This is a genomic window from Lacticaseibacillus sp. 30, from assembly GCF_053819265.1.
In genome coordinates this window covers 73,474-99,210 of the sequence record NZ_JBSOQX010000006.1, presented here as the reverse complement: position 1 = coordinate 99,210, position 25,737 = coordinate 73,474, and the positions used below count along the sequence as shown (strand labels likewise).

The 25,737-nt window shown below is 48.0% G+C and carries 22 protein-coding genes; 5 read left to right on the top strand and 17 right to left on the bottom strand.

The features are described from left to right. Positions 1 to 222: 222 nt before the first annotated feature. Together sstT and ACWPAB_RS05875 are read left to right on the top strand one after the other, a co-directional pair. A complete protein-coding gene (sstT, locus tag ACWPAB_RS05880) occupies positions 223 to 1,527 on the top strand; it encodes a serine/threonine transporter SstT (protein ID WP_003563595.1) in 1,305 nt (434 codons plus the stop codon). A gap of 220 nt (positions 1,528 to 1,747) precedes the next feature. Continuing rightward, positions 1,748 to 3,223, top strand: coding sequence for an APC family permease (locus ACWPAB_RS05875; protein WP_003583616.1), 1,476 nt, complete (start codon positions 1,748 to 1,750; stop codon positions 3,221 to 3,223). Between the two features lie 125 nt (positions 3,224 to 3,348). Here the strand turns inward: ACWPAB_RS05875 and ACWPAB_RS05870 are convergent, their stop codons facing one another. Further along, on the bottom strand, positions 3,349 to 4,287 hold the full coding sequence (locus ACWPAB_RS05870; protein WP_003563599.1) for an L-lactate dehydrogenase: 939 nt from the start codon (positions 4,285 to 4,287) through the stop codon (positions 3,349 to 3,351). Between the two features lie 281 nt (positions 4,288 to 4,568). Between ACWPAB_RS05870 and gdhA the strand changes: the two genes are divergently transcribed. Together gdhA and ACWPAB_RS05860 are read left to right on the top strand one after the other, a co-directional pair. Next, positions 4,569 to 5,909: an NADP-specific glutamate dehydrogenase gene (gene gdhA, locus ACWPAB_RS05865; RefSeq protein WP_016381661.1), complete on the top strand. Its 1,341-nt coding sequence runs from the start codon at positions 4,569 to 4,571 to the stop codon at positions 5,907 to 5,909. Positions 5,910 to 6,081: 172 nt separating this feature from the next. After that, entirely contained in the window at positions 6,082 to 6,282 is a 201-nt protein-coding gene (locus tag ACWPAB_RS05860) for a cold-shock protein (protein ID WP_003563620.1), read from the top strand. A gap of 163 nt (positions 6,283 to 6,445) precedes the next feature. Here the strand turns inward: ACWPAB_RS05860 and ACWPAB_RS05855 are convergent, their stop codons facing one another. The 6 genes from ACWPAB_RS05855 to ACWPAB_RS05830 form a co-directional block, all read right to left on the bottom strand. Continuing rightward, positions 6,446 to 6,883: a hypothetical protein gene (locus tag ACWPAB_RS05855; protein ID WP_003587315.1), complete on the bottom strand. Its 438-nt coding sequence runs from the start codon at positions 6,881 to 6,883 to the stop codon at positions 6,446 to 6,448. A gap of 151 nt (positions 6,884 to 7,034) precedes the next feature. Next, positions 7,035 to 7,475: an OsmC family protein gene (locus tag ACWPAB_RS05850; protein WP_003563625.1), complete on the bottom strand. Its 441-nt coding sequence runs from the start codon at positions 7,473 to 7,475 to the stop codon at positions 7,035 to 7,037. Positions 7,476 to 7,674: 199 nt separating this feature from the next. After that, entirely contained in the window at positions 7,675 to 9,156 is a 1,482-nt protein-coding gene (gene abc-f / locus ACWPAB_RS05845) for a ribosomal protection-like ABC-F family protein (protein WP_003590114.1), read from the bottom strand. Between the two features lie 350 nt (positions 9,157 to 9,506). Further along, positions 9,507 to 10,130 carry an SDR family oxidoreductase gene (locus tag ACWPAB_RS05840; protein WP_003573864.1) on the bottom strand — a complete coding sequence of 208 codons (624 nt, stop codon included), beginning with the start codon at positions 10,128 to 10,130 and terminating at the stop codon, positions 9,507 to 9,509. 575 nt (positions 10,131 to 10,705) lie between these two features. Continuing rightward, positions 10,706 to 11,551 carry an aldo/keto reductase gene (locus ACWPAB_RS05835; protein ID WP_003563630.1) on the bottom strand — a complete coding sequence of 282 codons (846 nt, stop codon included), beginning with the start codon at positions 11,549 to 11,551 and terminating at the stop codon, positions 10,706 to 10,708. Positions 11,552 to 11,729: 178 nt separating this feature from the next. Continuing rightward, entirely contained in the window at positions 11,730 to 13,112 is a 1,383-nt protein-coding gene (locus ACWPAB_RS05830) for an amino acid permease (RefSeq protein WP_003587320.1), read from the bottom strand. 210 nt (positions 13,113 to 13,322) lie between these two features. Between ACWPAB_RS05830 and ACWPAB_RS05825 the strand changes: the two genes are divergently transcribed. Then, complete coding sequence (locus tag ACWPAB_RS05825; RefSeq protein WP_003590116.1) at positions 13,323 to 15,554, top strand: DUF3800 domain-containing protein; 2,232 nt, start codon at positions 13,323 to 13,325, stop codon at positions 15,552 to 15,554. Positions 15,555 to 15,646: 92 nt separating this feature from the next. Here ACWPAB_RS05825 and ACWPAB_RS05820 read toward each other — a convergent pair whose 3' ends face one another. From ACWPAB_RS05820 to ACWPAB_RS05775, 10 genes are all read right to left on the bottom strand, one after another. Further along, positions 15,647 to 17,629 carry a cation:proton antiporter gene (locus ACWPAB_RS05820; RefSeq protein ID WP_003587325.1) on the bottom strand — a complete coding sequence of 661 codons (1,983 nt, stop codon included), beginning with the start codon at positions 17,627 to 17,629 and terminating at the stop codon, positions 15,647 to 15,649. Positions 17,630 to 18,050: 421 nt separating this feature from the next. After that, complete coding sequence (locus tag ACWPAB_RS05815) at positions 18,051 to 18,458, bottom strand: DUF3021 domain-containing protein (RefSeq protein ID WP_003577939.1); 408 nt, start codon at positions 18,456 to 18,458, stop codon at positions 18,051 to 18,053. Between the two features lie 10 nt (positions 18,459 to 18,468). Then, positions 18,469 to 18,921, bottom strand: a complete 453-nt coding sequence (locus tag ACWPAB_RS05810; protein WP_003563640.1) for a LytTR family DNA-binding domain-containing protein — start codon at positions 18,919 to 18,921, stop codon at positions 18,469 to 18,471. Positions 18,922 to 18,972: 51 nt separating this feature from the next. Beyond that, positions 18,973 to 19,839 (bottom strand): ABC transporter permease, encoded by an 867-nt coding sequence (locus ACWPAB_RS05805; protein ID WP_003587328.1) that lies wholly within the window; start codon positions 19,837 to 19,839, stop codon positions 18,973 to 18,975. Further along, on the bottom strand, positions 19,839 to 20,732 hold the full coding sequence (locus ACWPAB_RS05800) for an ABC transporter ATP-binding protein (RefSeq protein ID WP_016381736.1): 894 nt from the start codon (positions 20,730 to 20,732) through the stop codon (positions 19,839 to 19,841). Before ACWPAB_RS05800 ends, ACWPAB_RS05805 begins: the two co-directional genes overlap by 1 nt. A gap of 230 nt (positions 20,733 to 20,962) precedes the next feature. After that, the gene (locus ACWPAB_RS05795; protein ID WP_003587332.1) at positions 20,963 to 21,742 is read right to left on the bottom strand and encodes an alpha/beta hydrolase; all 780 of its coding nucleotides are present in this window, start codon (positions 21,740 to 21,742) and stop codon (positions 20,963 to 20,965) included. Continuing rightward, on the bottom strand, positions 21,675 to 22,403 hold the full coding sequence (locus tag ACWPAB_RS05790; RefSeq protein ID WP_016380725.1) for a carbonic anhydrase family protein: 729 nt from the start codon (positions 22,401 to 22,403) through the stop codon (positions 21,675 to 21,677). Before ACWPAB_RS05790 ends, ACWPAB_RS05795 begins: the two co-directional genes overlap by 68 nt. 210 nt (positions 22,404 to 22,613) lie before the next feature. Beyond that, positions 22,614 to 22,940: a heavy metal-binding domain-containing protein gene (locus tag ACWPAB_RS05785; RefSeq protein WP_003563651.1), complete on the bottom strand. Its 327-nt coding sequence runs from the start codon at positions 22,938 to 22,940 to the stop codon at positions 22,614 to 22,616. 225 nt (positions 22,941 to 23,165) lie between these two features. Then, on the bottom strand, positions 23,166 to 24,074 hold the full coding sequence (locus ACWPAB_RS05780) for a quinone oxidoreductase family protein (RefSeq protein ID WP_003590125.1): 909 nt from the start codon (positions 24,072 to 24,074) through the stop codon (positions 23,166 to 23,168). Between the two features lie 237 nt (positions 24,075 to 24,311). Next, entirely contained in the window at positions 24,312 to 25,628 is a 1,317-nt protein-coding gene (locus ACWPAB_RS05775; protein ID WP_003590128.1) for an ammonium transporter, read from the bottom strand. Positions 25,629 to 25,737: the final 109 nt, after the last annotated feature.

Here is a 25,737-nt window from a genome sequence, read left to right as displayed (position 1 = left end):
AGGTGCTCGTATGACGATACATGGTACTAACGCTTGGTTAAAAATGAGCAAATCATGGCAATGGTGGATAAGCACTTTTAATTAAGCGTGTTATTCAATTTCCCTGTCCTTGCTTTAAAAAGTGATCCTATTTGAATTAAATTGCTTGCAGTTGTTGTAAAAATAAGGCAAACTAAGAAGTGCTCTCATGGAAAGTTAATTTTATATGAAGGAGGGGCCAAGATGTATAAACGGTACAAAGATGTTTCGTTGATCTTAAAAATTGTCATTGGGATCATTGTTGGGGCAGTGTTAGGGGTAATGGTGCCCTCCTGGTCCTTTATTGATGTTCTCGGTAAATTATTCGTTGGCGCTTTAAAAGCGATTGCGCCACTACTGGTCTTTCTATTAATTATGTCGGCGATCTCTAAGTATCGCTCAGGTGCGAAGAACCACTTTGGCACCGTCATTGTGCTTTATCTCAGTGCCACGTTGTTTTCATCAATTGCTGCCGTGGCGGTCTCGTATCTTTTTCCGATCAAATTGGTGTTGCCCGGTGCGATGAAGATCGCCGAAAGTGCACCGAAAGATCTGGGGACTGTTGTGACGAGCTTACTAACCAATGCCGTTGCCAATCCAATCTCTGCATTGGTTGAAGGTAATTACCTAGCTATTCTTTTCTGGTCCTTACTGATCGGTTCCGGTTTACGATTGACCAGTGCTGTGACCAAAAAGGTGGTCACGGAATTGGCCGATACTGTCAGCGCTGTCGCTCAAAATGTCATTCAGTTCGCACCGTTTGGGATTGTCGGGTTGTTACACGAGTCCTTGAGCAAAACTGGTGTCAAAGGGGTCATGGCATATGGTCAGCTGCTCATGCTGCTGGTTGCCACGATGGTATTTGTTTACTTAGTCGTGTACCCATTCATGGTTTGGTTGATGACCCGGCAAAATCCGTATCCGTTGACTTTTTGGACGCTGAAAGTCAGTGGTATTCCGGCATTCTTTACAAGAAGCGGCGCTGTCAATATTCCCATCAACTTGAAGGCATCAAAAGATCTCGGATTAAATGAAGAAAGTTATGCGATCTCAATTCCGCTTGGTGGCTCGGCAAATTCTGGTGGCGCAGCGATTACGGTGTCGATCATGACGTTGGCAACCGCCAATACCATGGGGGTACATGTCAGCATTTTCCTAGCCTTATTGCTATGTTTCTTGTCTGCCATCTCGGCTACCGGGGTTTCCGGGATCGCAGGTGGCTCACTGTTGTTAATTCCAATGGCGGCTTCATTGTTTGGCATTTCAAATGATATTGCCATGCAGGTTGTCGGTATCGGTTTTATCATCGGCGTGGTTCAAGATTCGGTTGAAACGGCTGTTAACTCCGCGTCTGACTTGCTGTTCACTGCGACTGCCGAGTATGCCGACGATCGCCGTGAAGGACATCCGGTTGATATTCGAGCTAAGGTCAAAGCGGCAGGCAAGGGAACGGCAGAAGTTGTCACACCTGAAAAGGCTAATGAAGCTGAAGAAAGTGAACAAGTTTAGTTCAGTCAAAAGAATCGCGAATTTTCGCGATTCTTTTTATGTCCAGCTAATTTGAGACAAAATGATAACGAGTGTTTTTGAATTCACATCAGACAATAACGAATGTCTTTAAACTCACAACGCTTTCCAGCCAAGCTGAAATGTGCTAACCTATTTCTCATACGTTTTTTAAATATGTGAGAGACTGACTGCTTGATGAGCAGTGCCATGGAGGTTACCGATGGGGCAAGTTTGGCAACGATTGATTAGAAAAGAAGATCCAAGTGTTTATGAAGATAAGGATTCACATTTACCGCGCGTTTTACGCGTCCGCGATTTTCTTGCGTTAGGGGTCGGGACGATTGTGTCGGCTTCGATTTTTACATTACCAGGGGTGGTGGCGGCAAAACATGCTGGTCCCGCTGTGTCGATTTCTTTCTTAGTAGCCGCGATAGTCGCAGGGCTGGTTGCGTTTGCCTACGCGGAAATGTCAGCGGCGATGCCATTTGCCGGTTCGGCTTATTCTTGGATCAATGTTGTTTTCGGCGAATTTTTTGGCTGGATTGCCGGCTGGGCTTTATTGGCGGAATATTTTATCGCAGTGGCGTTTGTGGCGTCAGGACTTTCAGCTAATTTCCGCGGGCTGCTGGCAACCATTGGCGTGAATTTTCCTAAAGCCTTGGCGAATCCGGTTGGGACCGATGGTGGCATGGTCGATCTCGTTGCAGTGGTCGTCATGGTGCTGGTCGGCTTGTTATTGTCGCGGGGGGTATCAAGTGCTGCGCGCGTTGAAAACATCTTGGTTGTCATGAAGGTGCTGGCAATCCTGCTTTTCTTGGTGGTCGGCTTGACTGCGATTCACCCTGAAAACTTCCATCCATTCTTTCCTGCTTATCATCTCAATGCTGACGGTACACCATTTGGTGGTTGGCAGGGGATCTATGCCGGAGTTTCAATGATTTTCCTTGCTTATATTGGCTTTGATTCCATCGCTGCTAATTCTGCGGAAGCCATTGACCCAGAGAAAACGATGCCACGCGGTATTCTGGGTTCGTTACTGATTGCAGTGTTCTTGTTCGTTTCGGTTGGTCTTGTGTTGTTAGGTATGTTCCCATATCAGGATTATGCCAATAACGCGGAGCCCGTTGGCTGGGCATTGCGTCATTCTGGCCATGCAGTCATTGCCGTTGTGGTTGAAAGCATTGCGGTCTTAGGAATGTTCACGGCTTTGATCGGGATGTCCATGGCTGGGTCGCGCTTGCTTTACAGTTTTGGCCGTGATGGCATGCTGCCGAAAAAACTGGGTAAGCTGAACAGTCGTAAGCTGCCTAATCATGCCTTGGCTGTTTTGATTACCATCGGCGTTTTGATCGGCGCTTTCTTCCCGTTTGCCTTTTTGGCCCAACTGATTTCGGCTGGCACCTTGATAGCCTTTATGTTCGTGACACTGGGAATCTATCGATTGCGTCCGCGTGAAGGCCAAGATATCGCCAAACCGCGCTTCCGGATGCCACTGTATCCAGTTTTGCCAGCAGTTGCCTTCCTGGGATCACTTATCGTTTTCCTTGGGCTCGACATTCAAGCCAAACTGTATTCCGGTGTCTGGTTCCTGATCGGCTGTGCCATTTACTTCCTGTACGGCATGCGTCACTCGGCTCTGACAAAGGGATCAGCGGTTGAGCAAGAAACTGCTGCGTTAGGACAAGAAAAAGATTAAAAAAGCCGCTGCCTGAGATTGCCCGCGTTGTGACGCGCGGTCTCGGACAGCGGTTTTTTGGTACGGTGGCTTAGTGATACTCGTCTGGAGAGACACCGTTAAGCTGAGCGCTTAACCTGACGAGCCTAAGCTTCTTGAGCCTTCTTCAGATTTTCTTTCAAAATAGCTGCAGAATCGGCTAAACGCTTATGATCTTCTGGGTTCAAATCCAGCTCAATGATGCGTTCCAAGCCATTAGCGCCGAGGATTACCGGTACACCGATGGAAACACCTGACAAGCCGTATTCGCCTTCCAAATGGACGGACATTGCGAATGCTGCGCGATCATCATTCAAGAAGGCGCTGGTTAAACGGGTTAATGAGGCAGCAATGCCGTAGAAAGTGGCACCTTTTTTCTCAATGATGCCATAAGCAGCCGTTTTGACGCGCTCGCTAATATCAGGCAGATCTTTATCCTGGCGATCTTTAGGAATCCAATCAAGAATCGGTTTGCCGCCAATGTTGGTGTAGTCCCAAACTGGAAATTCAGAATCGCCGTGTTCACCCATGATGTAGCCGTGCACAATCCGGGCGTCCACGTTATAACGCAGACCGATCTCAGACCGTAAGCGAGCTGAATCAAGCGCCGTCCCTGATCCCAGCACCTGATTACGTGGCAAGCCGGATTCTTGCAAGACTAATTCGGCAAGGACATCGACTGGATTGGATGCGACTAGAATAAACCCATTGAACCCGCTTGCCATAATGTTATGTGTGATTTCTTTCATGATCTTTGCGTTGATGGCCAAAAGTTGTAGGCGTGTCTGACCTGGCTTTTGGGCAATTCCGGCTGTGATGACGATAATATCGGCATATTTGCAATCTTCATAGCTGGCCGCATAAATATTCTTCTGTGACGTGTAAGGTAGGGCATCAGAAAGATCTTCGACGTCACCTTGCACGCGTTTTTCGTTAACATCAATAATACCAAGACTCTGGCCGACGCCGGTGGTGAGACAGTTGAACGCATAACTTGATCCAATCGCGCCATCACCAATTAAAATAATATTGCCGTTGTTCCGCATCTCAAATTCCTCCTCATGAAGATCTTGACGACAGGTACCCAAAACTGCGACAAACGACTAAGAGTGAGCAGTCATGAAGCCGATTACGACGCGCCATAAAATCGATTGCCGCCAAAGCTGTTGCATGTATCCGATTTCATTGTAACAGAGGTCTGCATGCAGGGCTTGATAAACGACTGGGAATATTTTTAATATCAAGATAACTTTCTTATCAAACTGCCATCTTTCTGTTAGTCTTGAAACAACGCTTGTCACATTTTCTTCCAGAAAGGTGGTTCCTCATGTCAGCAGCATCTTACGTACAGTCCATTCTCACAACCCTCAAACAACGCGATCCGAACCAACCAGAATTTTTTGAAGCCGCATCAACTTTTTTAAAAACCATCACACCGGTTCTCGAAAAACATCCTGAATATATGAAAGCTAATATTCTCGGACGCATCGTTGAACCAGAACGAGCGATTCAATTTGCCATACCGTGGCAGGACGATAAAGGCCAAATCCAGATCAATCGCGGCTTCCGCGTCCAATTTAATTCGGCAATCGGACCATACAAAGGCGGTTTGCGCCTGCATCCTTCCGTGAATTTGAGCATCGTCAAGTTCTTGGGCTTTGAACAAATCTTTAAAAACAGTCTGACGACATTGCCGATCGGTGGGGCGAAAGGCGGCGCCGATTTTGATCCGAAAGGTAAGTCAGATGCTGAAGTGATGCGTTTTTGCCAAAGCTTTATGACGGAACTCAGTAAGTATATCGGACCGGATTTAGATGTGCCGGCGGGCGATATTGGCGTGGGTGCGCGCGAGATCGGTTATCTTTATGGTCAGTACAAGCGGCTTAAAGGCGCACAACGCGGCGTTCTGACTGGCAAGGGGTTGAGTTATGGCGGATCGCTGGCGCGGACAGAGGCGACCGGTTATGGCTTGATTTACTATACAGACGAGTTATTGAAGGCCAACGGTGAATCTTTGGCTGGCAAGCGGGCGGTGATTTCAGGCGCCGGGAATGTCGCCATTTACGCCACGCAGAAAGCTGAGGAGCTTGGGGTCAAGGTGATCACGGTTTCTGATTCAAACGGCTATATCGTAGACGAAAATGGTATTGATGTCGCGGTCGTTAAGCAGATTAAGGAAGTGGAACGTGGGCGCATAAAAGCTTACGCAGATCGGGTTGCTGACTCCCATTATTATGAAGGCTCGGTTTGGGACGCGGATCTTCAGTATGATTTAGCTCTGCCTTGCGCTACCCAAAATGAGATTGACGGCACTCAGGCTGCGCGTTTTAAGGCTGCTGGCGTCATCGCGGTGGTAGAAGGTGCAAATATGCCGAGTGACCCAGAGGCCATCACTGCCTACACTGATGCTGGTATTTTGTACGGCCCGGCAAAAGCGGCCAATGCTGGCGGGGTAGCCGTTTCCGCACTCGAGATGAGTCAAAATTCGCGGCGCCTCAGTGACAGTTTTGAAAAAGTCGATGGCCAACTGCATGACATCATGCAGCATATTTTTAAAGCTAGCGCGGATGCTGCCGCTGAATATGGTATGGCCGGTGATTATGAGGCCGGCGCCAATATTGCCGGCTTTCTGAAAGTGGCTGACGCGATGTATTATCAAGGCATGTAGGTATATTTAGACATTAATTAGAAAAAAACACGAAATAATTAGGTGTTTTTTTCCGAACGTGTTATACTCTGTACATGGTAATACTTGAACGGGAAACATCATGTTACGTGAATTTCCTTTTTAGGATTACGGTTGTCTGTTGTTGTTAGTTTTGAAAAGGAGATTCATTTTCATGCAAAAAGGTACAGTTAAATGGTTCAATGCTGATAAGGGTTACGGCTTCATCACTGGTGAAGACGGCCAAGACGTCTTTGTACATTTCAGCGCCATCAATGGCGAAGGCTACAAGAGTCTTGACGAAGGTCAGGCTGTTTCCTACGATGTAGAACAATCTGATCGTGGTCCTCAGGCTGCTAACGTTACCAAGCTTTAATTCTTGGTTCGTTAAAGGAGATCCAATCGGGAAACCGATTGGGTCTTTTTTTATGAGCGCAAACAGGAGCACCTATATTCAGGCTTTTGCGACTGCGACAGCATTATTGCGGCGCTGGTCCTTGTAGTAGTCCAAGCCACCTGATTTCATTCTAGACAGGCTCTCACGCTTGCTGCTTCAAGGTTAATTGCCACACACTAACAAGCACCCAACAAGCAAATGGCATCGCAGCGACAAACAAGCCTATGAAGATTAATCCTGGTGCATCGCCACTTTCGGCCCATAGATAGCTGAAGGTTAAGCTGATGGCAGCAATGATGATGGTTATGCCGCCTAGGAGCCATTGCAAGCGACGAACGCCGCGGGTGACCTGCTGCGATGAACAGATGATTTGCCACAAGGTGATGGCGCTGGCGGCGATCCCGCCAAGTACAAGCCAGCCGCCAAGCAGGACGAGAATTAATGAAACAGTTGGTTGGACAGTTAACAACAGTAAAATCGTTGCCCATAAACCGATAGCAAGGAAAACTACACTGCCCAGTAGCAGGCTAAGTGCCAAAACAAGATGATGTTGGCGGACCCACAAAGATGATTTTGACATTTTAACAACCTCCAATTAGTCCATACGCTAGCGCATTGTTGCGTTCAATAGTCGAGTGACCGCGTTTCTTGACGAAAAAACAAAGAAGGTATCAGCCTAAACGCCGGTACCTTCTTTATTATCTTTGAGAAAAAGTCGTGGCGCTGATAACTTACTCGCCTAGCGTTGGCTCGTCTGTGAAATCATCAACGATGCGGAAGCTGACATTTTCATTTTCTTTCAAAAGTTTGGCAACTGGGCATTCGTCCAGTGCCTGAGTGACAATCTTTTGTGCTTCTTCGCGGGTGTGGCTCGGCATCAAGATTTGTGCGTCTACGATGAATTTGTAGCCAATCTTGTCACGGGTGATGTCTACACGAGTACGGAGCTGGGAATCTTCAGCAGTGCCTTCGCGATGCTGCACGATGCGGATGGTCGCATTAAAACAGGTAGACAAGGCAAAAGCAATGAACTGCTCCGGGTTGGTCCCAGGGGCGTCAATCAAGGAGCTAGAAACACCCAACGCTAAGCCTTGATTACCTTCGACATAACTTTCACCGACTAAACCATTTTCGTTGCGGACATAGGTATGATACAAAGAACGTTCTGCCATGCTATTCATCCTTTCTTATAGCTATCACCGTGAGTATAACATGGAACCGCTTTACATGGGGGCATTGTGTCTCGGTTGCAACGCCTGAATCGCTACGTACCAAGGCGTTTTGGAATGGATAACAAACATTTTCAATGGGTTTTGTTTTGCCACAAAAACTAAGCAGTTATTGCTAGTGTCGCCATAAAAGCTCAGTCAGTCATGGTTGCAGGCGAATGATTTTTGTCGCAACCTGCTCGATAAAATGCTCATCGTGTTCGACAAAAAGCATCGTTGGTTGATAATGTTTGATGGCGGCAACCAGTTGGTCTTGGTTGTAAGTGTCCAAATAATTGAGCGGTTCGTCCCAAATGTACAAAGCGGCCGGGGTGGCTAGCGATCGCGCTAGTTCGACTTTTTTCTGTTGGCCCATGCTCAGATGCTCAATCGGCGTGTTAAAGTCGGCTCGCGGCATGCCAAGTTTGCGCAAGTTGTTAAGCAAGGTTTCACGGCTAAGCTGATGCTGTTTGGCAAAGTCGACTAATGTACCGCGGTTATCGGTGTATTGTTGGCGAACAAGGCTAAGACTGACGGGTGCCAAGGTGAGATGCCCTGACTGCATGCCGGTGAACTGCTTCAGCAAGGCGCGAATCAAGGTCGACTTGCCGCTGCCATTGTCACCAACAATGGCAATCCGATCGCCGCGGGTCAAAGTAAAAGAGATCGGCTGGAAAAGCGGTAGATCGAACCCGACTTGGACCTTTTCAGCGACCACAAGTTGATGGTGATGGGTTGACACCGGCAGCATGGTGAGTGGATCAACCTTTTCTAGGTTCTTCAGAAGACTTTCCTTCTCATCGATTTCTTTAGTCATCCGGTGTTCGAGATTTTTACTTTTTTTCATCGTCCGTGCAGCTCGAGCGCTAATAAACCCGCGACCAGCATTATGACCGCTGTCCTTGATGTGCGGATTACCATAGATACTCTTTTCTTTATTTTCCGCCCAAACTGTTTTATCATGGGCCGTTCGTTTAAGTCGGGTAATTTCAGTTTTAAGTTGACCATTTTTGGCCAGTTCAGTTTGATCTTGCCGTTCTTTTTCGGTCATGAAGGTGGAGAAATTGCCTTGATAAAGGGTGATTTGCTGCCGCTGGATTGCTAGCGTATGGTCGGTGATGCTGTCCAAAAAATCACGATCATGGCTGACGACAATAAAGCCGGGTTTTTGTTGGAGATAGGCGGCGACTTGTCGGCGGCTGCGCAGGTCGAGGTGATTGGTTGGCTCGTCAATGAGTGCGAAACCATTGTCTTGAATGAACAGTAAGGCGAGACGCACTTTTGTTTGCTCACCACCAGATAAATCGACAAATGGGCGCCAGAGAATGTTAGGATCAGCGTGGAGCAGATTTAGTTCACGTTCGAGTTGCCATTGCGCAACATCGGTGATGGCTTGTGCGGCAGTCAGCGTCAGTTGGGTTTCATCCAGCGTTTGAGGAAAATATTGCAACTGCAAGGGAACAGTCACCGTGCCACTGTAGGGTAGTGCTTGTTGTAAAATTCGCAACAAAGTGGTTTTGCCTCGGCCGTTGCGACCGACCAATCCGAGATGCCAGTTGGTATCAAGGTCAAAGGTTGTGTTCGTAAAAAGCGGTGCTTGACCGTCATAAGCAAAATTGAGCTGTTTAATTTGAATCGTAGACATACAGCCACGTCCTTTCGGGGATGTGCCTGCGTGATCAGAACGTGAATCGGTATGACTTTTTATGGCTGAAAAGTGTTGAAAGTTAGCGGCATCAGCCTTGCTATTGGGTTATTTGGCAGCATAACTGCGCTGGCTTGTATGCAACAAAAAAGCCAGCCCAATAACACTTTGGGACTGACCAAAATAAACGGGGGTGCCGTCCTTGATCAAGCCCAATTGTCAAAAAGTCCGTACTAATCCCGTTGATGATGACAGGACTTGGACATTTTCAACAATTGGCTTACTTCAATGGACGAAACCTCACTTTCGAATTTAACTTAGCCTTAAATTACCACGTGAAGCTACTGGCGTCAAACATGTAATGCTTTCACAATCGCTTCATTACCACTTGCAATCTTCACTGTGTCTCGATGGCGATTGCTGTCTAAGGCTGCTACTAGGACGTCAGCAACATCTGCGCGTGGAATGGTTGATGGTCGTTGCGGTTGCAAGGTGATACTGCCTTGTGCAGGATCGTTGGTGAGCGCGGTTGGCTGGACGATGACGTAATCCAGATCCGTGTTGTGAATGAGCCATTCGTCAGCGTAGTACTTGGCGATGTAATAATCGTGCAACTGGTCTGGCCACTTGTCCGGATCTTCAGCATCAAGGGCGCTGAGCATGATGAATCGACTAATATCAGCGCGTTCAGCAGCTTTCATCGTTTTGACAGCACCATCTAGATCAACGCCAAGAAGATCTTGACCGCGTGACCCTGCTGCGAAGACAATTGCGTCATGACCAGCATAAAGGTCAGCTAAGCGATCAACCGGCCATGAAAGATCAAGTTCGACAGCGCGAAAGTTTTTCTCGGGATCAGGTGTCTGCGCGATTGGATCACGATAACCGCCTGTAACTGTATCACCACGATCAAGCAGTTTGTGGACCAGCAACTGGCCGATTTGGCCGTGGGCACCGACAACAAAGATTTTCAAAACAAATATCCTTTCATGGAAAATGATTGCTATTAGTATAACGTTTTTTATGACAGCAAGAAAGCAATTGCAGGCAGGAATGCTAAAAAGTTTAGTGCGGTGAGTTTTTCAGATAATCTGTTTGTGGTCACAGAACGCCTTCCGTCAGGGCCTTGAAGTAGTTCGGTCTGCGGCCATAAAAAAGGAACGGGGTGAAACGTAATTATCAGCCAGTTAAAAAAGAACAGTTTTTTTGCATTTTGCAGGAGAATTGGTCTTTTTGCCTGCTCATGGATTGTTGATTGCGATTTTTAAGACCGTAGTGCCAAGGCGAAGCAATCGTAGGCCAGATGGGGCTCAGCCGTGCAAACAACACAGCGACCGGGCTTTGGAGCTGATGTTGTTAGGCGACTTCGAGACCGCGGGCTTTGCGGGCTCGAAGCGCCGTCACAGCGTTCCAGCCCCAGCTGGCCGGAGATTGCGGAGTTTGGCACGGCAAGAAGATTTTAGCCCAGCACCTCCTACGATTATTCGGAATCTAATCAATTACAAGTCGTACGAAGAAATTACGACTAACCTTCTTCATGCTGTTATCGTTAAATCATTTCAAGTGGGATATGATGCCGCGGGGCTGGGAAGGCTTGTTCGAACAATGTCAATTCATCTGGTGAAAAAGTAACGTCGGCAGCAGCAATATTTTCCGCCATGTGGCTTGCTTCACCTGAACGAGGGATCGTGAGCACGTCGCCATGACGCAGCACCCATGCGAGCATCAGTTGATGGGTTGAAATGTTTTTCTCTTTGGCCAAAGTTCTTAGTTCCGGTGGCAGTTTAATTGACTTGCCACTGCCTGACCCAAATGGCGAGTAACCAATTGTGGTAATGTTGGCCTGCTTTTGCTGTGGCAGCAGATCATATTCAATACCGCGCGATTGTAAGTTATAAAGCACTTCATTAGCCGCAATTTGGTCGCCGCCCGGTTCGAGCGTTAATTGATCCATGTCATCAACGTCAAAGTTCGACACACCATATTGCTTAATTAAACCTTCTTTTTGCAAATCCTGCAGGCCTTCGAGAGTTTCTGCTAACGGGGTTGACCCGCGCCAGTGAAGCAGATATAGGTCGAGATAATCAGTTCGCAATCGTTTAAGACTATTTTTTAGGGCTGTTCGCATCTGTCGCTTGTCTGCGTGTGACGGATAGAACTTTGAGATCAGATAGATGTTGGCGCGATCATAATCACCAAGAAAACTGCCAATCAGTGACTCAGCCGCCCCGTTGCCATACATCTCCGCGGTATCAATCACGGTCAAACCATGATTCAGTCCATACTTTAAGGCAGCAGCTTCCTGTTCACTTTGTGCCGCATTGCCTTCGCCTAAGTACCAAGTGCCCATACCCATGATCGGAACATTGACGCCACCAATCTTGATTGTTTTCATGATCCGACTCCTTTCTTTCAACACATCTATTATACAAGTTGTGAAAAAAATGACCGCTTTAAATAGCGCTTGTGAAAGAAGATAAAAAAAGCGTGTTACCTACGCATGAACGTGCATTTTTTTGCAGGTCACGAGACAGTTTTCACACTTCTCCATATCAATTAGTTGCTGAAATTTGCTATTGCCGATTAGCTTTAACAGGTTGCGTCGCAGGCTTTCGACGTTGATACAACAAGTAATGCAGCACGACCAAACCAAGAAAGACGACACCTACTAATAATGAAACACTTGTTTCTGGGTTTAGTAGCATGAAAAATAAAGTGAACGCGAGGAAAATAAGTGTGAGATAATTGCTGTAAGGCGCGAATGGCATTTTGAAAGGATGGTTGGCCATCTGATCAGCGTGGACTTTGCGAAAGCGAATTTCGCTGACTAAGATGACGATCCACGGCACCATACCAGGCAAGACGCTGGAACTGTAAACTAGCACGAAAACATTTTTCGCGGCTGGTGCAATGTGAGGCAGTAAAGCATTCAAAATGACGCCCAGTAAAATCCCGCCGCCCACGGCGATGACCGGATAAAAAGGTACCCCATGACGATTTAGTTTGGTGAAAATTCGTGGCAGTTGTTTGGCATCAGCTAAGGTGTATAACATTCGGCTGGCTGAGTAAATGCCAGAATTGGAGCCAGATAAGGCAGCGGTAATCACTACAAAATTAATGAGTGAAGCGGCAAATGTGATGCCGATTTTGGCAAATGTCTGAACAAACGGCGACCCTAACGTGCTGAGCTGATTCCAAGGGTAAATGGCGACGATCACGAAAATCGCACCAACATAGAAAATCAGAATTCGACCAATCGTGTCTTTCACTGCTTTAACGATGGTCGGTCGCGGATTCTCAGCTTCACCTGCTGTGATACCAAGCAGCTCAACGCCTTGGTAGGAGCCGAGGACGATTGACAAGGCAAAACAGAAGCCTTTAAACCCGCCGGTGAAAAACCCACCGTGGGTCCAGAGATTGCTGATACCAACCGGATGGCCGCCATTACCAATCCCAAATAAAATGACGCCAAGGCCAGCAATGATCATCAAAACGATCGTCACGACTTTAATCAAGGCAAACCAGAATTCCAATTCGCCAAACATTCGCACCGAAATTAGATTTGCTAGTACAAGGAAGGTGATGGCCACTAACCCCGGCAGCCAACCCGGCAACCCGGGCCACCAGAATTTGAAATATTCGCCAATTGCGATCATTTCGGACATACCAACAACAACAAATTGGAAAATGTTGCTCCAAGCAGTGAGATAGCCAAAAATCGGATGCATGTATTCACTGGCAAACTTGGCAAATGAACCAGTTGCCGGATCAATATAAAGCATCTCGCCCAATGCACGCATGATCATGTAAAGGAATAGGCCGGCAATGATGTAGGCGATCAGAACAGATGGCCCTGTCCATTTAATCGTGGCGCCTGCTCCCATGAAAAGGCCAACGCCGATGGTACCGCCAAGCGCAATCATTTGCATGTGACGGCTGCTGAGTTTTCGTTGCATGGTTATTTTCGCTTCTTTCGTCTTGAGAAATACAAGTAATGACTATACAAGAAAAGTCTAACCGGCGCAAACAGGTGGCTATGAAACGTAGACATGAAATAGGCATCACCGTTAACACGCTTCTTGACATTCAAGTCACTATGTCCGTTATCGGCTTTTGCGGTAAACTAGTGACGGATCATTCAATAAAGTAGGATATGAGGAAATATTTTGGATAACAAAAACAAATTCACGGCATCATTAAATGCCTATATGGCAAAACACAAGTTGAACACCAATGCGACATCCGCAGCGATGGGTGTTTCCGTGCCGACTTTGCGTAAAGCACTGCGCGGCCAAAGCGTGAGCCGCAAGACCGCGGCTAAGATTGAAAGCATCATTAAGTCTGGCAAGGTGCCAGCAGAAGCTCACAAAACCGCTACGAAGGCGCCAGCTAAGAAGACGGCGCCTAAGAAACCAGCTGCAAGTAAACAGGTTAAACCAGCCGCGACAGCGAAGCAGCCAGCTGCAAAAGCCAAACAAACTAAATCGGCTGAACAAGTGTCAGCAAGTAAATCAGCGACAACACCAAAAGCCTCGCGTGTTCAAACTAAGCGGGCAGCCAATCAGCAGTCGCAAGCAACTAGCCAAACGCCGACTGCACCACAAACTGAAGCAGCAGCAAGTTCAAAACCGGCACGGCGCACTGCTAAACGGGTGACGCGTTCAACTGTCACGTCACGGCAAAACCAGCGCCCCAACAATCAGCAAGAGCACAACAACAACGAGCAAACACCGAAACAGACGCCTGTTCAGAAAAAAATTCCGACGCGGCAGCATCGCTTCACGATTCGCCAGCAGCCGGATGTTGCGACACAGGAAGCAGAAGCTGAGGCTAAGAAACGTCAGACTGAAGCTAATCGGTCATCTGTATCGGCTAGCTCATCTTCAAGTCAGCAATCGACTGAGCAGCGTCACGACAATCAGACAGAGCGTCACATCAAGAAGCGGACAGTAACGGCCCCACGGCGCAATGTGAATAAAACCGATCACGAACCTGCCCGGCGTGATAATGGCTATACGCGCAATAATCGCAATAAGCCAAATGGTAATCGCCAGCCTAACCGCACGCGCCAAAATCGATTCGCAGCCAACGCTGATCCTCAAAACTGGCAGCCAATGACTCAGCCGGCGGCATCAAGTGCCTCACAGTCAATGACAGCCAAAGCGTCGACCGACAATCGCCATGTGCCAGCAGTGGTTAATCACGTTGAAACGCATACACCAAGTGTGATTCGGTCAACTTTAAATGACCGTAACGGCAAATACAATTCAGCTAATACTGCAAGCAGCAGTACCAGCGATACGACCAGTCAACAGGCAACGACCGGTACCAACATGCATACTAATTATGGTACTCATGATGAAGCACCGTTGGTAGCTGGCAAACAGTTGCAACTCTTTATTGATGAAAGTTTTGAAGAGCACCGTCCAGATCCGCGTACCATGCACATGGGGATCGCGGCTATTTTCCCAGAAGGCGACGACGACAGTCTCATTGGCTTCCGTAATGCGCTCTATCCCTATGGCTGGGAACCAGGGGATGAAGTTAAAGCCCGCGGTAAACAGGTTGATGCCTTAACACAGCTGATCAAAGCAGCTGACCATGAAAACATGGGGATGTATACCGTCTTTTCACAGAAAACGACGTATCCTGATTTCGCCCCGTCAATGGAATATCTGTATCCATACATCGGCGCCACGATTCACGTGTTGCGTGATGTTGACACTACTTTTGACAGTATTGTGATCATGATCGATCATCGGAATGAATTGGAAGGTAATCAGCTGGTGATGGGCGCTGATATTGTGAGTCGCTACTTGACGCTTTCCTTGGAACGACCAATCAAGGTTCGGTTTGAGTTTGCAGATTCTCGCGAGCATCTCGGCTTGCAACTGTCAGACTTTGTTGCCAATGCTGCTCTGCGGCTTAGTAATGACGAACTGAGCCTCATTGGGATCACGCCAATGCCTGAGTTGGGCGTTTCGCAACACGATCAATTAGTCCGATTGACGTTACTTGGCTTGCAGCAGGTTGTGATGGGTGTGCGCGCCGAACGAGCTGCAACACCATCAAAACATTCACAACCTGATCGCTTCATGCAGCTGATCTTTGATGCCACTTACGCCGATTCCGATCAGGTACGCGGTGCGCTGCCGGTTGTCAAAAATGCGGTCGAGCAACTCATCGATGTTTTGCCAAATGCCCGGGTCGGTCAAATCTCCGGTATGCCAAACCAAAGCTGGTATGACATGACAGCGCGGATGGCAGGACTATTACGGTATATCAACAAGGATCCAAAACCATATGGCCGGGTGCTTGCAAAGATCGAAAGCGTGACGAAGACTGCCGCTGACGAACTGGAAATGGCACTTGATTCTGACGATAAAGCCAAGCATTAATTGGGTTTTAAATGACAAAAAGGGTACTGCAATTTAACCATTGCAGTACCCTTTTTTTAGATAATCAAGCGTTGTTACTTAGTGTGTTCTTTTTAAGCAATGAAACTATTCTGATTTTGTAGGTACGTAATTTCGTCAAAAGTAATGCGTGTCTGCAACCGTTGCATGATCTCCCGGTTGAGTTTGCCTTCAGCAAAAGCACCTTGAATGAACTCAAATTCAGCATGGAATGCCTTTAGGAACATGGCATATAGCACATCACCATCGAAAGAATCCGTATGAACCCGGCGATGCCGATCACGATAGAAGCGGCGAACGATGTTGATGGCACTACGATTTTGACTATTTTCGGCACTTGCCAAGTACTTCATCACCGCATCATAGCCGGCCTGCTCGATAGGTAATAGATCTTCACCGTGCTCAGTAAATTGCCGTTTCCAAAAAATCGGCTCAAGGTTAAGCGGTGTGGTTAAAAAAGCATTTTGCGCTTCGTCTAGACCTTTATACATACGTCCCATATTAAAGGTGAACCGTAAGCGGAGAAAAAGATTTTTCCACGTTCGCTGATCTGCTGTGAAATCATTTAAATCAATAAAGCGATTGTAATAGTGCGCTTCGTCATGCGTGATGGTCCCATTGACCCGTAAAGCTTCAATGGTTCTTTTCTCAACTTTTATGGTGGCATCAAAGATATCCCGTTGCATTCTTCGCGAAGGTTTATCGTTCAGAATCATTTCCTGAGACAACGCGTCTGCAACGATTTGGGCTTCGCTATGATGAACGGATTCATCCCGCATGGCATCAATGCCAGCTGATAACATTCGGCGCAACCAAACATATTGGCGATTGCGTTTTGGCTGCTTAGGCACGCAGAATGGTAGAACCAGTACCGGCACAATCAGACTGAGTAAAATGACAGTTGCCGCGATTAGAATCAAGCCTTGCCGGAGCGGAAAACTGTGGCCATTAACAATTTGTGGCATTGAAAACGCCAAAGATAAGGTGATGGTCCCATTCGCACCACCCAGCATCATAATGACGGCGTTGCGCCAGCGGTGTTTTTTACCAGTTCGCAGCAAGGTTCGACTCCATAGTAGGCGAACCAGTGACTTGGCTGCGTAAATGAAAATGCCAATACCCACAAGCAAACTGAACAAGCCAGCTTGTCCGCGCAAGGCGCTAACGATGACATTGGGCAGCGAGAGGCCGAGCAAAACGAAGACGAGTCCGGAAAGAATGGCCGCTACCATTTCCCAGACATTGGCGCTGACGATTTGCATGCGGGCACTGGTCAGTCGCAAACGATCGCGCTCTACACCTTGCGCAATCCCAGAAGCAACAACCGCCAGAATCCCAGACAGGCCAAGTTCTTCGGCTAGAAAATAAACCAACAATGGCGTCAGTAACTGAATACCGACCATGATCAACGGCTCATCGTCGCCGATATGAATCAGCCAGGCCCGCAAATTCACGATCAGCATACCTAAGACTGCCCCGACCAGGATACCGCCGAAGAAGACGAAGAGAAAATCGAGCAAGGCGTCTGTTGGTGAAAATTGTCCGGAAACATAGGCAGTCAGTGCCAGATCGAATGCGACAATGCCGGCTGCATCGTTGAACAGACTTTCATTGGACAATAGTTGCATTTGGCTGTCGCTCAAAGGATTGGTTTGGGCAACGGCGCTGACCGCTGATGCATCTGTTGGCGTGACGATAGCAATGAGTGCGAAGGCAAGACTTAGTGGAATGATTGGAAACAGCGCATGAACGCCAAAGCCTAAAATAATGACTGAAACCAGCACGAGGCCGACTGCCAACGACACGATATTGGTTAAAGAGCGGCCAATTTGAATACGTGAAGCATTTTGACCTTCGTTAAACAACAGTGGGGCAATGATCGCAAAGGAGAAGACCGATGGATCAAGTGTGAAATTACGAAGAGAAGGCATAACGGCTAATGCCGCCCCAAGGCCGATCAAGAAGAATGGCAACGGAATCTTAGGAACGTGCCGTGCCAAGATGTTGCCTAAAATGACGATTGCCAACATGATGCCAAAGATAACAACCTGGTTCAAAAATGATCACTTCCTTGATTGACCTTATTTGACCTTTCTATTTTAGCACCAATGCAAAAAAATAACCGCTCATTGGTCTGAGAGCGCGAGCAGGAGCGCTTAGAAACTGTAGTGTAAGTGGCCTTGAAGTGAAAGGGCCGGTTTTTGGTCCTTTTGCTTCAAGGTCCTTATACGGAAGTTCCTGCGACTGTGAGCGCGTTTTCTACAACGGCGGGTATGCTGACAATAAGGATGGCTTGTAAGTATTCTTTTTCATTGGGTTGAGCATCTTTATTGCTATGCTAATGATGTTGGTTCCGATAGCCTGAGCTGGCTACGCGGTGATTCGGGGGTGGCGACCGCGGAACTACCGGGAACAACCTAACCAGAATAGAATAACCGACACTTTAAACAGATTATGCGTTAGTGACACAACGACAACTCACTTCTTCAACCGCTTTTTTAAAATGCGCGTCATTTTTCTAGCCGTCACGCGCCAAGAGAGGTATAGGGCGATCCAAATGAAGGCGTAGATGACGATGAACGAAATGATGAAGCTGGTTAAGGCGGAGCCAATCAAGAATTGCCAGCCCATCAGGTAGTTCGTTGCAAGGACGACCAGAAAGGTGCTGATGAAATGGGTGCCATATGCAACTGGTAAACTGAGCCAGTCAAGATCGAAAATCGACGATAGGATGCCAATGACGGCACTCATGATGAACAGTCCCGCGATAGAACGCGGTGTTGGATTAATCGTGTCTAAATGCAACATCAAAGTGGTCAGATAAACGGTTGCGCCGATCATGATGCCAATGACGGCCTCGGTCAATAACTGCTTTGCGATTCTCATAAGGGCCACCTCACAATCCTAATAAACGTTTCAAGTCAGGAAGAAATTTACGACTGACCGTCAATTTTTGCTGATTACTCATGAAGGCGGTCATATTACCGGAAAAAGAAGCTTCCAGTGATGTCAAATAATTGATGTTCAGAATGGTACTTTTGGCTACCTGAATAAAAAGCTGAGGATCAAGCTTAGCGCGAATGGCTTTTAGCTGGCCACGCGAAGTATAGACCTTGGTCATCGTGTGGACCGTGAGCTCGTCACCGTAGACTTCGATTGCCACGATGTCATTAACGGCCAGTACCACGACGCGGTCACCAACAGTTAGCGGAAGGGTTGGTCGATTGTCGGATAATTGTTGAATTTGTTGCAAGAGCTGCAACACAGCCGGTGAAAGCCGCGCAGCCTTGATGAGCACCTCAATATCATCCGGATTCAAGTCAGGATCTTGATCAAATGAAACTTTCATAGGCTCAGTCTCCTTCCGCATGACGCCAGCGTATCGCACGATTACGTTTCATTATACGCGGGCGAGGGCGGCCTTTCGACTGAATCTGGCAAGAAGGAAAATAAGGATGCTCACACCAAGCGTAAAACCAATCAGAATCATGTAAGTGTGGCTGCTAGAAAGCAAGCCGTTGACGTCAATGCGAACACCCAACATTTTTTCAAAACTCGCCCTTGCAGCCTCTTGCTTGCCAGTGAAGGTCGTGGCTAACGGCTTTTGCAACAGAATCTGGCGATAAGCAGCGGCGTTATATGGGAAGGGGGTCATTTTCATCAAGGCTTGTGCGCCGCTGGGAACTGCCCCGATTGGCATGTAAACCCCAGCGAAGAAGCCTGCTGCAGTACCGACAATGGTTGCAATGCCGCTCATGGTGGTCACGCGGGAAACAAAGCTCAAAATAAGTAAATTAAAACTTGTCCAAACCACACTGCTGAACAATGCGAGAGCAATGATTTTGCCAGTTAGTTGCCATGGAATAACGACATGATCAAGCAGGGCGAAGGCGCCTGACATGGCACCGAACATGAGCAGCTGCATGATGGTGCCGATGATGACGGCACTGGCCAGATAGCCAAATTGAATGCGCAGATAAGAAGCTTCGGTCAACAGGTAGTCGCTTAAATTACCATTCTCACGATCAACAATCATTCTTGCTAAGCCATCTTGCGTGGTCGTAACTGCCGTGATGGTAAGCGTGCCGCCGATTAGCCAGGGATCAAGCAGCTTTTCAGGATGACTGATGGGCCACAGTCCGGTCATATTCTTTTTGAGAAAAACCAAATAGAGAACGAAGGCAATCAGTGCGCCCAAAACTGAAAAGAAAACGCCGGCGCGATTGCGAAAAAACAACAATAGATTACGTTTAATAAAAGCTAGCATTAGCGAATCTCCTTTCCGGTTAACGTGACGAAGATCGTATTCATATCAGCTGGATGGAACTCAAAGTCGGTGATGGCATCGGTGAGTTCCGTCAGCAAAGCAATAGCCTGTTGCGGATGATGGATATTGACGTGCACCTCGTTGGCAACGATATTGGCCCGCAATCCGGCTTGATTGGCGACTGTTTTGACGCGATCGGCAGCTGTTGTTTGAATTGTCAGTTGATGAGCAGCATAGCGATTTTTCAGGTCAACAACGGTATCTGCTGCAATGATTTCGCCACGATCAATGACGTAAACGAAGTCAGCATTTTCCGTTTCCTCCAAATAATGGGTTGTTAAAATGACGGTCAATTGCGTTTGGACGCGTAAAGCAGCCAGCGCTGACCAAATCGTTTGGCGCGTCTGAATATCTAATCCGGTTGACGGTTCGTCTAAAAATAAAATTTGGGGATGATTCAAAAGGGCGCGGGCAATATCGGTTCGGCGTCGCTGACCACCTGACAATGTCCCATATGTCTGATTCAAAATAGGTGCCAGGTCAAATTGCTTAATCAGTTGATCGAACCAAGCAGTATCTGGGTGTTGATACATGCGCGCCCGCAATCGTAGATTTTCATTAACTGTTAGTTGGCGATCAAGGACACTATCCTGAAAGACAACCCCAATCTGTTGACGATAGGCCACTTGCTCAGGTGTGTGATCGGCGACGGTAATGCTGCCACTGGTCGGTTGAATCAAGCCTGTCAGCATGCCGATTGTCGTCGATTTACCTGCGCCGTTAGGACCTAAGAAGGCCACGAATTGCCCACGGTCAACCGTCAAATTAATGCCGTTCACTGCTACTTTCGGACCAAATGTTTTGGTCAGACCCTTTGCTTCAAGAATGGCCATTGATGTCACCTGCTTTCGATTTGTTGGCCTTAGCATAACGACGATTGCGCCAAGTGTCTCGAGAAAGGCGGTAAGTGGTGCAAAATGCTTGGCAAGTGGTTGAAAATAGCAAATGAAAAATAGAATTTTTTCTTGGCAATTTACAAATGAGTTGGGAATGCGATTTTATCGAGGCAACAAAAAACAGCTTGTGAGAATCAAGCCACAAGCTGCAGATAGTTTTTAGCTACTCAGGTAAATAAAAAGTGCAAGATTTCAGCATCCACATAAGGATTTTGGTGCAGCGTCGAGTGATAAGCGCCAACTGGTGTGCCAGTATAAACAAAGAGGGTGGTGGATAAGCCAGCCGCCTTAAATTTGGCGGCTAAACGTTTGACACCAGCAAGGCTGACGGCCCAGTCACCTTTTGCCCCGAAGACCTGTCCGCCAATCACTAAGATATGCAATGTTTTCGGTAACGCCCGAATCTGGGTCGTTGGATCACGATAGAACTCGCTCGCAAACGAGACATAATTGATCACTTGCGGCTGAAGATTGGCATGCGGTGTCGTCATGTAATTAAAGCTCAGATTGCTGCCCATTGAATGACCTACCAGATTCACACGAGTCACATGACGCTGGACGCGAAGCCAGTGCAGCAAGTCGGTGAGTTGCCGGACTTCCTTTTGTGGTGACTTAGCATCGGCAAAAACAACGTTGATGAGCGGATTTTTGCCATTGTAGCGGTCGGCTCCAGTGATCGTGCGTTTGCCGTCAGCACTGACATGAATCGTAGTGACTTGATCGGATGCCTTATCCTGCTTGAAGCGTTGAACCATTGGCCCGAAGGTGAGGCTGTTACTGCCATAACCAGGGACAAAAACTGTGACGATACCCGTATGACGATAGATTTGCTGGTGAATTGCGCGGCTGCCCAGTTGCCACCAAAGCCAATAGCCGCCGCTAGCGAGAAGCAAAATTACCAGTACCGATATGCTTACTCGCCGCCAGCGTTTTGCTGATTTGGCCATGAAGAGGGTCATCTCCTGCTGAACGCTTCAGTTGCTTGAAAACGCCTCGGAAAATTGGTCGCCGATTGATCGCTTGCACATGGCGATTATTCGGTTCAAAAAACTGCTGATAGCGGGCGAGCTGATTCGAACTCATTGTGATCTCGGTTTGCTCAATGACATACCAAGTCACGCCTTCGGTTAACGGCGGGGTGGTGAGCGAGCCGAGGTACTGATAAACCGTACCTTGTTTTGGCAGTAGGCGAGTCAGGTCAAAGTTGATTGGCTGCGTGACATGTGGTTGAAAATGATCGAGCACATCGGCCATGATCGGGTTAGCTTGACCAACTGGCACTAAAACCGCCACGACACAAAGCGCACCAATGGCCGATTGATGGACAAAATGGAGCTCCGCCACCGTTTTCTCAGCAACGATATGCTCCGCTGGCACGTGAAAATGGGCCTGCACAAAAGTCCAAGTGGTTTCATTAATCCGAGTCGTTCCTTGGCCAGCGAGCCGAATGGTGACCTGGTCATCAATTTCTTGATCGGTCATCCATGGTGTGAGAATCGTCATGTCAGTGTCGACAGTGGTTGTCGCTTGACGAAGATCAATCGGTGATTGCTGGAAGCCGAAACCATTTGGCCAGGAAGACTGCTTGGCATAATTCAAAATTGACATCGTGACAATCCTTTCAAAAAATGAATTGGCAGTGGGCAGTCGAAACTTCTGCTGTTAAAAACGAAATGCACCAGAAGTCATTTAGCAGACAGAGACTAAGAAAATCAAAACTAGAGATGAACTTTTCTCTAGAGCCAATTTTGCTCAGCAAATCCTACTGACTTCTGGCGCACATGATGGGCAGTTATTCGGCTGAAGAAGGGATGCTTTTTAGTTGAGAAATTTCACAGCCGTGCCATATGCAACAACACTTTGCATGTCACCGCCAATTGATCCGGAGTCAAACCGCATCATGACAACTGCATCGCCACCAGCTTTTTGGGCTTCGTCGCGTAACCGCTCGATCGCCTTTTCCCGTGATTCATGCAGCATATCACTGTAGGCTTTGATTTCACCGCCGACAATGTTCTTCAAGCCTGCACCAATGTTGCTGATAACATTTTTTGACTGTGTTGTTAAGCCGAAAACTTCGCCGATCACTTCATATTTTTTGCCGGGAATGTTTTCGGTGGTTGTGATTAAGATTTCTTGTGCCATGAGAGAATCTCCTTCATAAAAGTTGACGAAACAAATCAGTGGCGAGCTATCTTGCTGCTTATCAGACTACCACCGGCTTATGGTGACAACAAGCTAAAACGCTTAGCGTGACAAAACCGTTAGCTAGTGTCATCAGGTCCACATTTTTGGAAAAAACCGGAGCACTAGTTTGCCTCTTAAAGAAGTTTTTCGCCGTTAGCTTCTCGTGCTAAAAAACAGACGCGATCAGGGCGTTACTTGAATCACAATTCGGCCTTCATGCGGCTCATCCAGCAATTGGTGGCCTTTCACAAAGCCTTCGCGGGTAAAAGGCAATACATAGCCGACTTTGACGGTTAATTTGCCTTGAGACATAAGATTAATCAAGACTTTAAGTGCTTGGCCGACTTCGGAGCCGCCAAGCGGTCGGGTATGAATGAAACGGATGCCGCGGTTGAGGAGCGGTTCGTGATGACTGACAGATACGATCAGCCCATTGTCCTTGGCCATGGCGACATCATCATCACCACCGATCCCGTCCATGGCGGCATTAATCACGACGTCGGCGGTTTTGGCAAGCTCCTTGACAGGATTCCCGCGGTCATAAGCGACAAAATGTTCAACCCCTAGTTGATTCACATCAACTTCATGGCGGCTGGCGGCGATACCAATCACCGAAGCACCGCGGGCAACGGCTAATTGGATGGCTGCGGAACCGACACCGCCAGAGGCGCCTTTCACGATGACGGTTTCGCCATCGTGAATATGCCCAAGTTCGACCATTCGATAACCGGTCACGCCGGGGGTGATCAGAGCCACACCGTTTTCAGGCGGGATGGACTCAGGCAGTAACACACTCATGTCAGCTGCGGCCGTCACAATTTCTGCGTAAGCACTGGTGGTGCGCGCAACGACGCGATCACCAAGTGCAAATTGCGTTACCTGATCGCCGACAGCACTGACAATGCCAGCAACATCATAACCCGGCACCGTTAAGCCACTGCCACCCATTTGACGAGCAATGCGATCACGATTATTCAGACCGATCGCTTGGGACTTGATTTGAATTTCCTGTGGTCCTGGCGCTGGTGTGGCCAAGTCGATCGCATCAATCACTTCTGGCCCGCCAGCATGACTAAACCCATATCCAAGCATCTTGTTCCCTCCTCATTAACGTGCTCACCAGCGCAGTTGCCTGCACCTGAGGCAGCTTACACGCCGGTTTCTTCTGCGTTGGTTCACGTTAAGCCTCTATATGTCGGCATTTTACCCATGGTAAGAAAGAAAAAACAATTAAAACGACCTAGCCGCTTAGGGGTGGAAACCTCTTACGCAGCTAGGTCGCTATGAAGGTGATACATGGTGGAAATGAACGAACCGGCCATCAGTAGATTACCGATTTTCTCTTCGCGGCTGGGGATCAAAACCATGTAACTGGCCTTTAAATTCATCAGGATTTTGACTGACATAAGTACCGCGGGCCCAACTGGCAGCGACAGTTTCATCAACTGGTTCATCGTGTTCGCTGTAATCCAGCCCCATTTTTTCAGCAGCAGGGGAGACCCGAATGCTGACGAATTGTTTGAGAACTACAGTGATTAGACTGACCATAGCACCAACTAAGACGATCACGATGGCGGTGCCGACAAACTGGATTAGGAGCAGCTGCCATCCACCGCCATAAGCCAAGCCAGCGTGCGCAATGTCGGGGGCGACCTGTTTGCTGGCGAACACACCAGTCAAAATACTGCCGACAATCCCAGCGACCCCATGGCAGCCAAAGGCGTCTAAAGTATCATCAATGCCTAGCCGTGGCTTGATTTTGCTGATAAACCAGTAGCTTGTCAACGTTGCCGCAACGCCAATGCATGCTGCCCCAAAACTCGTGACATAGCCAGTGGCCGGGGTGATCCCGACAAGCCCACACAAGGCACCGGTACAAGTTCCGATCAGCGTTGGATGGCCGGTTTGCCAGATGTCCAGACACATCCATGTGACCAACGCCGCGGCGGCGCCAACCGAAGTCGTTAATGCTGCCGTCATCGCCGCTTGATTAACACCGAGTGCAGAGCCGGCGTTGAATCCATACCAGCCGATCCATAAAATGGCCGTGCCTAGAAGCACCCAAGGCCGATTATACGGTGTGATATGTTCATCCGTGCGGCGACCTAGAAAGGCGGATAGCGTCAAGGCGGTAATGCCAGCATTGATGTGGATCACCGTGCCGCCTGCAAAATCAAGCACACCCAGACCGGCCAATAAACCGTGCGGACTCCAGATCAAGTGGACAAGCGGGTAATAAACTAGCAATGACCACAAGACGATAAAACAAGTCAGAAACTTAAAATGCATCCGACCAACGACAGCGCCGACAAACAAGGCCGGCGTGATGATGGCAAACATCATTTGGAACAGCACATACACGCCGGTTGGAATTTTCGCCGTGGTCACCGCGCCAAGCGAAAGATCACTCAAAAAGAAATGATGAACCTGACCGATGACACCGAAAAGATCGCCATTAAAACTGAGCTCATAGCCGACAGCGACCCAAAGTAGGATCGCAATCCCGGTGATGTAGAAAACCGACAGCATCGTATTAATCACGTTGCGTTTGGAAACCAGTCCACCGTAGAAAAAAGCCAGTCCCGGCGTCATAAACCAGACTAATGTACTCGCAATAATTACAAACCCAGTATCAGCTAAATTCATCTCTGCCACCTCATTACCATTGATGGCGGTATTGTAGCATGGCATTTTCAATGGAATAGCGATTCGGTCGATCTATTGGCCTAGAGCAAATCTGGTGCTGAAAGGAGAA